The 12,383-nt window shown below is 54.7% G+C and carries 5 protein-coding genes; 4 read left to right on the forward strand and 1 reads right to left on the reverse strand.

From position 1 onward, the window contains the following. Nucleotides 1-19: 19 nt before the first annotated feature. Nucleotides 20-4,753: a cation-translocating P-type ATPase gene (locus PSAB_RS26430; RefSeq protein ID WP_025334040.1), complete on the reverse strand. Its 4,734-nt coding sequence runs from the start codon at nucleotides 4,751-4,753 to the stop codon at nucleotides 20-22. Between the two features lie 165 nt (nucleotides 4,754-4,918). Here PSAB_RS26430 and PSAB_RS07925 point away from each other — a divergent pair, with 165 nt between their 5' ends. From PSAB_RS07925 to PSAB_RS07940, 4 genes are all read left to right on the forward strand, one after another. Further along, nucleotides 4,919-5,143 carry a hypothetical protein gene (locus PSAB_RS07925; protein ID WP_025334041.1) on the forward strand — a complete coding sequence of 75 codons (225 nt, stop codon included), beginning with the start codon at nucleotides 4,919-4,921 and terminating at the stop codon, nucleotides 5,141-5,143. Between the two features lie 68 nt (nucleotides 5,144-5,211). Further along, a complete protein-coding gene (locus tag PSAB_RS07930) occupies nucleotides 5,212-5,553 on the forward strand; it encodes a hypothetical protein (protein WP_025334042.1) in 342 nt (113 codons plus the stop codon). A gap of 103 nt (nucleotides 5,554-5,656) precedes the next feature. Continuing rightward, complete coding sequence (gene ytfJ, locus PSAB_RS07935; protein WP_038596748.1) at nucleotides 5,657-6,019, forward strand: GerW family sporulation protein; 363 nt, start codon at nucleotides 5,657-5,659, stop codon at nucleotides 6,017-6,019. 269 nt (nucleotides 6,020-6,288) lie between these two features. After that, nucleotides 6,289-12,378 carry a non-ribosomal peptide synthetase gene (locus PSAB_RS07940; protein WP_226991779.1) on the forward strand — a complete coding sequence of 2,030 codons (6,090 nt, stop codon included), beginning with the start codon at nucleotides 6,289-6,291 and terminating at the stop codon, nucleotides 12,376-12,378. The last annotated feature ends 5 nt before the right edge of the window (nucleotides 12,379-12,383 follow it).

Consider the following 12,383-nt stretch of genomic DNA (forward strand, 5'->3'; position numbering starts at 1 on the left):
AAAAAAGACTATCCCGCAGCTAGGCTGCGGAATAGGCAGGGACTGCCGTTCCCGTCGTCTGTTCCTTTCCTTCGAGCAGGGACAGAATCGGTCTCGAAAGCCAGGAAATCGAGCCGGCGACAAGCAGGATGGGCCCCCAGAGATGCAGAGGAATGGGCGCGGTATGGAAAAACTGGTTAAGTGGAGGCACATAGAGCGCACCCAGCAGGGCAAGCCAGGAAATGCTCAACGCGCCGACCAGGAAGCGGTCTTTGCTCCAATCGCCCACCTTTTGCTCGGTGTCCTCCTGGCGCCAGGAGAACGTCTGGATCAGCTGGCCGGCCACCAGTGTCGCGAAAGCGACGCTCTGCGCCACAGCCACGGGCTGACCGGAGGCCAGAGCCAGGCCGAACAGTCCGAGCGATCCCGCGCCAAGCAGCACTCCGCGCGTAATAACCTTGCGGTACAGCGATTTGTCCACGATATTCGCCCGTTTCGTCCGCTTGGCTTTGCTGCCCGGGTTGACGGCCAGAACCATGGCCGGGAGCGCGTCTGTCAGCATGTTCATCAATAAAATTTGAATAGGCACAAGCGGAATCGGCATGCCGAGTATCACCGCAGTGCTTGTAACGAGAATTTCCGCGAGATTGCCGGTGAGCAGACAGCCCAGCGCCTTGCGGATATTACCGATAATGGTACGGCCTTCCTTGACCCCCTCTACGATAGAGCCGAAGTGGTCTTCCTTCAGCACGATATCGGCGGTTGCTTTGCTGACTTCCGTACCGGCGCGTCCCATCGCGATCCCGACGTCTGCCCGCTTGATCGCCGGGCTGTCGTTCACGCCGTCCCCGGTCATGGCGACGATATGCCCTTTCTTGCGCAGCAGACTGACGATGCGCAGCTTATGCTCCGGCGTCATACGGGCAAAGATGGACACCTGATCGACCGACTGCTCCAGTTCCTCGTCGCTCATGCGGTCCAGTTCGTGACCGGTGAGGACCTGACCCGGCCGGCTGCCGCCAGTAATGCCGATTTGCTCGGCGATGGCGATCGCCGTAATCGGGTGATCCCCTGTAATCATGACCGGCTTCACGCCGAGGGAGAGCGCTTCTTCAATGCTTTGCCGTACATCGGCCTTCGGCGGGTCGATCATGCCGGCCATGCCGACATAGATCATCTCCCGCTCGTCGAGGTCTTCCTGACGGTCATGCTCCTCCGCCTCCAGCGCGCGGTAGGCGAAGCCGAGCACCCGCAGCGCGTTGGAAGCGAGCCGCTCGCTTTCCTTCAGGATGTCTGCCCGCAGCTCCATGGTGAGCGGGTGTACTTCGCCGTTCTGCTGGTACCTGCTGCAGCGGCGGAGGATCGATTCCACAGAACCCTTGGAGAAAATGTAACAGGCTTGCCCGGACGAAGTGTCCTTGCATACCACGCTCATTTTTCCCGTCCCGGAATCAAAAGGGATCTCCGCGCCGCGGTGCCAGTGGTTGAGCTCCTCCGGCTTGACCCCGCCTTTATGAGCCATTGCCAGCAGCGCGCCTTCAGTCGGGTCTCCCTGTATCGACCAGCCCGAGCCTTCCTTGATCAGCTTGCTGTTATTGCACAAGCAGGCAATCTGCAGGATTCGCTGCAGTTCCGGCTGCGCGGCATTGCTTTCATCAGCCGCTGAATCCGGCAGACTGGATTCGCCCCCTGCCCGGCCCTTTTCCCGGAAACCGCCCGCCGGGTCATATCCACTGCCGGATACCTCCCAGGCATGGCCGACGGCGGCGACTTGCTTGACCGTCATTTCATTTTTCGTCAGCGTGCCGGTCTTGTCCGTACAGATGATCGTCGCATGGCCCAGTGTCTCAAGCGCCGACAGCTTGCGGACGAGCGCGTTTTTTCTGGACATGCGGAAGATGCCCGCGCTCAGTGCGATTGTAATCGTAACCGGGAGCCCCTCAGGAATCGCCGAGGCGACGAGCGTAATCGAGGTGCTCACCAGCTCAGGGATCGGAACGCCGCGCAGAAGTCCGGACACAAATACGATGCTTCCGGCGATAAACGCCCATTTAACGAACTTTTTACTGATGGACGTAACCTTTTCCTGAAGCGGCGTGGCTGTCTTCTCATTCGTTTTGAGCATCGACATCAGGTGGCCGAATTCCGTGTTCATGCCGGTCTGAACAACGACACCCAAAGCTTTGCCCCGGGAAATATCGGTGCCCATATACAGCATGCAGCTCCGCTCCGACAGCGGACAGTCTCCTTCGGCCTCGGTTTCCTGCTTGGCGACAGGCACAGATTCCCCGGTTAACGCGGATTCGTTAACCTCCAGGTTCCAGGCGCGAATCAGGCGAATATCGGCTGGCACCCGGTCGCCCGGTTCCAGACAGACGATGTCGCCTGGCACCAGGTCGGTGGCGTCGATAATAGCTTCCGCGCCGTCACGGATGACCTTGCTGGCCGGAGGCTGAAACTGGTTCAAGCTTTCGACAATCCGCTCGGCTTTCCGCTCTTGGAACGTGCCGATCGCCGCGTTGGCGAGCAGCACGGCGCCCATGGCAAGGCCGTCGAACAATCCGCCCGTGAACAGGGCAAGCACCGAGGTTCCCAGCAAAATCAGCGTCGTAAATTCTTTGAACTGGCTGGCGTACGACACGACCCAGGGGGTCTGTTCCTTTTCGGCAAGCCGGTTGATTCCGTGCCGGCTGCGCAAATCGTTCACTTGAGCAGCCGTTAAGCCGCGCTGCACATTAACCCGAAGCTGCTCCGTGACTGACTCCCATGGCATCCCGTGCCACACGGCCGCTTCTGCCGCCGCTGCCACCTCGTTATGAGCCCCGGCGCTACTTGCGGTATCAGCGGGAAATGCTTGCTGCGCCAGCTTTTGCGTGCGGGAAAGAAAGATTAGCGACAGGGCGTCATTGGTTAAATTGGCAAGCGGGGCGCTCAGCACGCCAAAGGCGGCCAGCAGAGCTCCGAGTACATTCCATTTCTTCGTGATTTGGTAGTGTTGATTTATCGTATTTTCCAGCTTTTGTGCGGATTGTTTGGCGCCCAGCACCTGCTCCAGCTGATCGAACGCCACACCGGGAACGCCTGCTTCCATCAAATAGCGGCTGTATTCGCCGGGTGATTCGCTAACGAGAAGCACCCGGTTCCCTTGTTCATGAAGCTTGGCGATGCGCTCCGCCGCTTCATGGATCGGAGTGCTCAGCCAATCCGTGTGCAGGCCGAGCTGGGCGACCCTATCCCGGCCGATGCCGGGGGTATCCTCCAGCACGGATATCTGCATGCCCTGCTGCCGTGCCCGCGAGAGCAGGGCCGCCCGCCCGGAGTCGATCTGCTGACCACGGTAGACCAGTCCCTGGGCTATCCAGTTCCCGCCGGTTTTTTTCGCCAGGAACAGCACTTCGCAGCCTTTGCTTTCAATGCGTTTAGCCTCCAGGTAATATTGCTCGAAGGCCACTTCATGCCGCTTGCAAAAGCTAAGATTGCCGACGCAATAAGATGTATTGCTGATCAGGCCGCTAAGTCCGTCATCCTCTTCGGCGACGTGAAATGCTGTTCGCAGGGTACGGCATGTCAGACTTGCTTTCCGCAGCACTTCATCTCTCCACGGATGCGCAGTTTTTTTCATCAGACCCGCAGTCAGACAAATGATTTTGTCCGGGTCTTCCTCATGCGATACACATTCCGTCTCCTGAATCTTCGTCTGCATCAGCAGGGAGGTGTCTTCCAGCAGCAGTGTGCCGGTCTGTGCCAGATGCGCTGCCGATTCTCCACGCGGGAGGCCGGCCTGCGCTTCTTTGGCGTAAAGCTCCGCCTGCTGCCAAGCCGTCTTCACCGGAATGGTCGCCGCCCGCGGATTGGCGGCAAGCAGAACGGCAATGGCCCGCATAGGGCTGCGGGTAAAGAGCCAGGTTCCCGCCGCGGCGGCCAGCCCCAAGCGTCCGGCGCGCTCGCTGTAGGCCTGGATTTCGGGAGAGAGCGGCGGAGTATCCATATCGTCCAGCCCGATCCGGCTGCGTTTCCAATTTACATATTGAAGAAGGCTTAATGCGCCAAGCACGACGAGATTTTCCCGGACAAGCGCAAGTCCCAGCGCAGCGGTCCCGAGAATGAGATCGGGATTCAGCTTGCCCTGTTCGGTAAAGCGGTTAAAGCCCCTTCGCAGAAAAGGGTAACCGGTAACGGCGGCAACCGCCCCGGACATGTAAAAGGGAACCGGACTGCCAGCCCATGCGGACTTGCCGAAAAACAGCTGCTTCGTTCCAAGCACCAGCAGTCCGCCCATTGCAATCGCGAGCGGAAGAGGGACGCCTGGAGGCGAAGTAGACCTCGGATAGACCTGGGCTGAATTTGTTTCCGGCGCCCCTTGGGCAGCATGTGAAACCGGCATGGAGCCTCCATGTACCGAAGTCTTCAGCGGCAGCTCTGGCGATTCCGCAGAAACCGCCGCTTCGGCGCAGGCCTCTTGATCTCCAGTTTCAAGAACAGGCGCCTCCCGGGAAGCTTGAATAACCGTTTTATCTTCTCCAGAGCCATTATACTTGCTCTCGAGCCGCTCCAATTGCTGCAGCAGCTGGCGCCCGGACGTTTGCCGTTCGTCATAGAATACGAGAATCCGGCCGGTGATCGCGGATGCTTCGGCTTTGGTGACACCCGGAAGGAGCGCCAGATCCTGACGCAAAGACAATTCGGTTGACTTGCTGTGCAGCAGACCTGCAAATTCAAGGCGAATACGCCCTGGCAAAAAGCGGATAACCCTGCTATGAGCGGTAATCGACATGAAATTGCTCCTTTTAGGTGGTGGTTTTACTGCTTTTTTTCGCCAAAATAGTATTTGCAATTAAAACCTGGTTATTCGCCGGATCATAGAAACTTCACGCATAAAACGCCGTGCTTTGAGGAATAATCTTACCGCTTTGTTAATCCTTTTTTTGGAGGGGTTCACATGATAAAATCACGTGCTGGCTTAATACTGGGCGCTGCGGCATTATTGTTGGCATGTTCGCCGGAGGCCAGAAAAGCCGTAAGGAAATGGGCGGTGAAGGGAACGGAGACCGTGCTCGATCTGACCGAAATGGCGAAGGATGCAGGTTCGGCCGCACAAAGCAGGCTGCAATCGCTAACCACACGAAACGAGGAGAAGATTTCCAGTAATACAGCCGATAACTAGTAGACAAAATGGGCACAATCTGATGAGACCGCAGCATGCGGTTATTCAGATGAATGGAGGGCTTTCCTATGTTCCAGGGCGGATCGCTGTGGGCAGGCCTTCTCTCCGGAGGCATGTCACAGCTTCAGGACACGAAAAACTTGCAGCAAGGGCAGCTTGGCAGACAGGAGTTCACCGCACGTACGGTGGAGAACGTAACCGGGGCTGTCGGCGTTATGGCTGGAGTCGAGTACGGAGCCGTACTTGGAAGTGCGCTTCTGCCCGGCGTCGGCACTGTGGTTGGAGCTACGCTCGGCGGCTTTCTGGGCGACCGGGTGGGTCGGATTGTAGGCGGACAGGCTGGCAGTATGATCAACAGAAGTCAGCTGGTTAACAAAGTTGCGGAGCCGATAAAAGAGGCGGTTCAGTAAAAGCAAGGGCGGAGATGCGTCTCCGCCTTCTTTTTTTGACCGTTTAAAGGGATAAAATATTGTCCAGACTGGTTAGCACTGAAGTAAAAGAAGAGGTGCCGACATGTCCGAACACATTCATCAATTGGTCGAAACCGCATTGCAAAATCTGAAAGGCATGAACGACGCAGAGACTGTCATTGGCAAGCCAATCCAGACGCCGGACGGTACGGTCGTCATCCCCATTTGCCGGACGAACTTTGGATTAGTGACCGGGGGCACTGAATTCTCAAGCGCGGTTGCTGCAAAGCTGCCGTTCGGTGGAGGGATTGGAGTGGGCATGTCCATTATTCCCGTCGCTTTTCTCATCATCGGTCCTTCCGGAGTGCAGATGGTACCCCTTGAATCCCCGAAAGATGCATACAGCCGCTTAATCGATCTGAGCCCGCAGCTGCTCGACAAGCTGAAAAGCTTGTTGGAACGGTAGTGGTCGGGCAGGAATCTTTTCCCCCTTTCTCCTCACACCCTTCAACACCCACGAAAGCTGGTTAACTAAGTCGAAACGAACCCCATTATTTTACTTTTTTACATGGAATGCGACAGTTTATTATGGATTTATTGCATAACTATGTTAAAACGCCGTTAAATTTTATAAAAAATGAAATATAAGGTAAAAAATCATTGACAAGAAATCCCAGCGCAAGGTACATACATATGTAAGATCAATAATACCTTTCGTATAAGGGGGATAGCTTAATGAGCAAAATGTATGTTGATCCATCCAAAGAAAACGGTGCATCCAGGCAAAGGATTCTTAAGACGGTATCCAGTGTGACGGGTCACAGGATTGAAGACATTGAAGAGGAAATGTTTCTGGAAGAAGATCTGGGGCTGGACTCGATCAAGATGATTTCGCTGATGAATGAAATGATGAAGCTGATCCCGGAGGAACAGCTGGATGATTTTCAAGACGCTCACCCGGTGGGATCATTGCTGGTTATATCCACTGTCCGTGAATTGCTGGGTATTTTTGAGACGTGGGAAGCCTCCCTTGGAAAAACTATGAATTCTCCTGAAATTGCGGCCACTGCCGATGGCGTCTCCATAACCGGTGAAATGCGCGAGCAGCTCAGGGTGGAGGTCTGCGAATTGATCTCCGAAATCACCGGCCATAACCTTGCCGATCTGCATGTGGATATGGATCTGGAAAGTGATCTGGGGCTGGATTCGATCAAAATGATTTCGCTCATGAACGCTATGCTGAGACTCATTCCTGCAGACCAGGTGGATGACTTTACATGCAAATATTCCTTCGCTTCGCTGCTGACCCTGCAGACCGTCGGAGATATTGTAGAGTTGTTTGCCGATTGGCGGAAGAATGCCGGTATTGTCCCCCAGCCGGTTCTGAACGCCGACGCCCCTATTATGGCAGGAATTTCTGAAAATGATCCTGAGTTTCTTGAAATTTTACATACCCAATATTTATTTTTGGTCACGTATTTATCCGTAGCTAATCTCTCCATCAGCACGGGAGTGAAGGTCAGAGGCGAGCTGAATTTGGGAAGTCTGAGAGAGTCCTGGGGAGAGCTGATTTACCGCCATCCTGTTCTCCGGAGCGTGTTTACCCTTGATCAAGGGACAAGCAGCCTGAAGGGCTACCGCCTGAAACTGCTCAAGGATGTTGCTCCGCCTGAGATTCCCGTGGAGGATATCCGGCATCTGGACCAGCAGGCACAGCAGCAAGTAATCTCCCGAAAATTTGAAGACGCGCTGAATCGTAAATTTGATATTACCCGGTGGCCGCTGCACACCTTCTCAGTGATGCGTACCGCCGATGATGAATTCGAACTCATTTTGGATATTAACCATCTCATCTCGGATGGTCTCGGCAACCAGCAGATCGTGAAGGAATTGCTGGAGATTTACGGCGCAAGATCGCACAAGAGAAACGCCCGGCTGGGACCTGCCCTTCGCGCCAAAGAGTATAACGATATCGTTATGAAGATTAATCAGTGGGAAGCGCCGGAGGAAGTTCAAGCCCTGGACGATTATGTACGGCAGCAGGGGAGGGGAACCTATTTTTTCAACCCCTATAAATCCTTAGGCGCACTCGCACCTGAGCGTACGAAAGAAGCTGTAATCCATACCCGGAAATATTGGATCGATGAGCAGACTACGTCTCTCCTGTTCAAGCGTACCAAAGCATGGCGCACCTCCTTGTTTGTTCTTCTGGTCAGCGCGTATTTAAAGACGATCAAACAGCAGGGGGAAGAACAAAGCCGAATTATTCTCAATCTGCCGACAAGCGGCAAGCTGTACCCCAATCAGGATGCAACAGACGTGCTCGGCGCGTTTGCGCAGAATCTGGCCCTTACCTTTAATTGCGACGATGCCGGGGATGGCTGGGAATCGCTGATTGGCAGAACCAAAGAAGTCATCAACAGCAAGCTATCCTCAGGAATGGACCGGGCGCAGACCTCCAGAGCTGCACACTACTCCAAAGACTCGATCCGCCTGCACAATGGCAGCATGCCAGAAGCGGCTGCTTCCATGATCCGCTCTACATTGAAATCAAACCTTTATCTCTCCTTCGTAGGAAACACATCCATTGACAAGAATTACGGACAGTATGAAGTTCAAGATTATGAAGCTTATACGGGAACCAACCCCGGGACGATAGACAATCTGGTAGAAATTTTTCAAGGCAGACTGATGCTCACATCGAACTATGACAGCACCTTTTTTGACGACGGCTACATCGACAAGCATATGAGCAGATTTATTGAAAATATTAACCGGCTCGCCGCATTTGAAGGGAAGACCGCCGAGTCTGTCTCTGTGGCGCCGGGACCGCAGGCGGATCGGAGGACCGGTGAGACGGAAGAGAAGCTGCGGGCCATCGCCCAAGAAATCAGCGCAAGGAAGCTTGGCGCCGAAGATCTGTCCCGTGATCTGGAAGCCGAGCTTGGTCTCGATTCCCTGCAGCGTATCCGGCTCATCACGAGGCTGGGCGGCGTATTCGGGAATATCGATAAGGGAGCTTTGTTCGAATGCCGGACGATGAATGAAATGATTTCCAAATTGGACGGCGGCAGCGCTGGTTCGTCAGAGGATAGCGAAACGGCGGCAGCGGAGATCCCTTATCTAAAAATCTCCGAGCAATCCAAGCTTACCCCGAACGCCGTCGCTGTTCTGGACGGAACTCGAAGCGTCACCTACCGCGAACTGGATGAATTATCCAACCGCTTGGCTAACTATCTGCGCTCACAGGGAGTGAAATCGCAGACGCTGGTCGGAATTATGACGCTTCCCGGTCACCTGATGCTTGTCGGAATATTAGGAATTCTGAAGGCCGGGGCCGCTTATGTTCCTCTTGATCCGGTGTATCCGCCTGAACGGATCAAGTATATTACCCGGCATGCCCAGCTTCAGTTCCTGCTGACGGAACAGCTGCTGAATGAGCAGGCGAACCAAATCGTTCAGGAAAGCTCGTCTGTCCGGGCATTGATTTATCTGGATGAAGCTGTTGACAAGCATGAACGGCAAGTCCAGCCTGCTTCGGCGCAGTGGAGGAACTATTCCGAGCGCGATCCTGAGGTCATAAGCTCGCCCCATGATGTCATGGTCGTTCTCTATACATCGGGATCAACCGGAAATCCGAAGGGCGTTGTGCTGAATCACCGCGGCTATATGAACCGGCTGGAATGGCATCAGGAGACGTTCCGGCTGCAGCCCGGCGAACGGGTGGCGCAAAAGACGTCCTGCTGCTTCGACATCTCGGTCTGGGAGCTGCTGTGGCCGCTGATGTATGGCGGAACTGTGTGCCCGGCCAAGCCGGAGGTCGTCAAGAATCCGTGGAGCCTGGCCCGGTGGATGATCGATACCCGCATCAATGTCATGCATTTTGTGCCCTCATTGTTCGGTGAATTTGTCAATTCGCTTGAGGACGAGGGATATGCGTTTCCCGGGCTGCGCTGGCTCATTTTCAGTGGAGAAGGTCTTCCTCTCTCTCCGGTTCAGAAATGGATGGACCGGTACGGGAAGTCCACCGGACTCGCCAATCTCTATGGTCCCACCGAGGCTTCCATCGATGTCACTTATCATATCGTTTCCGAAAGACCGGGGTCGAACGGCGAGTTCAGCATCCCTATTGGCAAGCCTATCAACAACGTGTTTATTAAAAATCTGGACGAGCGGATGCGTGAAGTTCCGGAGGGCGAAATGGGCGAGCTGTGGATCGGCGGCATTCAGCTGGCCAAAGGATATTTGCATGATCCGGAGAAGACCCGCGCCGCCTTCCACCCGAATCCGTTCCCGGAAACTCCCGGGGAATTCATTTACCGGACTGGGGATTTGACGGTGAAAAGGGCGGATGGCAGCTTCGAATACCATGGCCGCATCGATAATCAGGTGAAGCTGCGCGGCTTTCGGGTGGAATTGGGCGAGATTGAAGCCGTTCTGGACGCCCATGATCATATCGACGAGGCTGCTGTCATTGTAGTTGAGCTGGTTCCCGGACAGCAAATCCTGCTGGCCTGCCTGTCCGGCAAGACGACTGAGGAACAAGAAATCAAGGATTTTATCGGCCGGAAGCTCCCCTACTACATGATTCCGCATCGTTTGGAGTGGCTCCCACGGCTGCCGAAGAACCCGAACGGCAAGCTGGACCGCAAAGCGCTGCATGACTTGTTCGGTGGATTGGGCTATCCGGCGAAGCCTTTGGAGAGTCCTCATCTCCCTGAGATGAAAGCGGAGGACACCCTTCCGCTGGCGCCGGCCCAGAGCTGGCTGATGAATTATTTTGAATCCCCGTATTGCTGGGCGGGCTATACCCGATTTGTATACAACCGGCCGCTGGATTTGCTGCAGTTCAAAAAAGCCGTTGCTATATTGAACGGGCGGCATGATGTACTGAGAAGCGTCCTGGTGCAAAAGGATTTCGGATGGGAGCAGCGTTTCCTTTCGAAGGAAGTGGACAGCAATGTGGATTTCTACGACGGCACCCATATGGAGGAAGCCGAAAGAAATGAAGCGATTCAAGCAGCCCTGACCGAAGCGATTAAGGGATTGCAGGTTGACCGGTGGCCTTTATGGCGAATTGTCGTCGTTCAGATTTCGGAGTCGTCGTACGATATTGCGGCGGTTGGCCATCATCTGATTTCGGATATTATTACCAACCAGCTGTTGGTTCGGGAAATTTGGCAGATTTATGCCGGTCTCGGGCCGGAAGAGCAGCAAGTGCAGCTCCCGAAGCCTCATTCATATGCCGATTTCATTAAGGCCGTACAGGAACACAAACAAATTCACGGCAAAAACTATGCGGATTACTGGTCATCCCAATTTCCGCCGGAGTCCGTGTTCAAGCTCCCTGCCGATTATATCAAGGGGCCAAACGATGAGCAGTCCGCAAGGCTTATCCGCTTCGAATTTAACAAAGAGCAGACTTCGAAGGTACTGGGCCGGGCCAAAAAGCACTTTGGCAGCAATGTATATCCGATTCTGCTGGCTCCGCTTTACCGGCTGCTGGGCAGTCTCTATCAGCGCCAGAAGGTCATTGTCAGCCACCGGGTGCATGGGCGAGAGCTGGGGAGCGAGCAGAGCTTTATGCAGACGCCCGGCAATTTTGCCGTCAATTTTCCGATGGGCGTTCATGTGGAGGAGAATAGCAGTTGGCAGGAACTTGTCCGCGCCATTCGCCAGAGTTTGGAGGAGGTTCCGCTTGGCGGGGTGAGCTATGATCTTATCTCCGAGAATTTGCCGATCTACATGTACCCGGACGTCAAATTAACGCCGATCAGGGCCAATTATCTCGGAAACCGGGATATGCCGAAGCTGCCCGGCTTTGAATTCTCGAAGGAAGGGCTGGACCGCCGGTTCGCACTGCCGGAGCAAAAAAGAATATCCGTCATTGAATTTTTCTTCTCCATCGAGGAGGGCAAACTGGCCCTTGAGATTGAATATTCGTCCAATCTTCATGCGGCGTCAACGATCAATCGCCTGGCGGAGCACTACACCGAAAATATGCTGAACCTGCTTTCGTCGATCGAATCGCCGGCACCGCAGCTTAGATCAAGAGAAGGACTGCTGTCCAATAAAGTGGCCATTGTGACGGGCGGCAGCAAAGGCATCGGACGGAGCATCGCGGAATCCTTGGCCCGGGAGGGAGCCGATATTGTTCTCGTATCCAGATCGGCTCTTCAGCTCCAAGAAACAGCCGAAGAGATCCGCAAGTTAGGTGCGGAGGTTCTGGCGATATCGGCTGATGTCAGCGATATTTCGAGTGTATATAAGGCCGTAGATCAGGCCATGGAACGCTTCGGCCATATTGATATTCTGGTCAACAGCGCCGGAATCACCGGAATGGCTGCAGCGGCCGATATGAGCCCCGAGGCGTGGAGCGAGATTATTCAGGTGAATCTGCTGGGAACGTATCACTTTTGCTATGCGGTTATCCCGCATCTGCTGAAACAGAAGCAGGGCAAGATCATCAATATCGGCTCCGACTCCTCGTTTATCGGTTATCCGATGATGAGCGCCTATGCAGCCTCCAAACATGGTGTCCTTGGTTTGACCCGGTCTTTGTCGGAAGAGCTAAAGAACAGCAATATTCAGGTGAACGCGCTGTGCCCGGCGCTTGTGGATACCGATATGGCCCCCGCTGCGTTCAGAGGAAGGGCCATCCCTCCATCAGGCGTTGCCGATGCGGCGGTATTCCTGGCTTCGTCCGCTTCAGATTATATTACCGGCGAAGCTCTGCAAATCTATGGCAAGCAGGATATGAACTGGTTTGGAGCACAGCAGATGCAAATGCTGCAGGCGGTCATGCGCAAGCAACCATCATTGTAAAAGGG

Source organism: Paenibacillus sabinae T27 (genome assembly GCF_000612505.1).
In the GTDB taxonomy this organism is placed as follows: domain Bacteria; phylum Bacillota; class Bacilli; order Paenibacillales; family Paenibacillaceae; genus Paenibacillus_AQ; species Paenibacillus_AQ sabinae.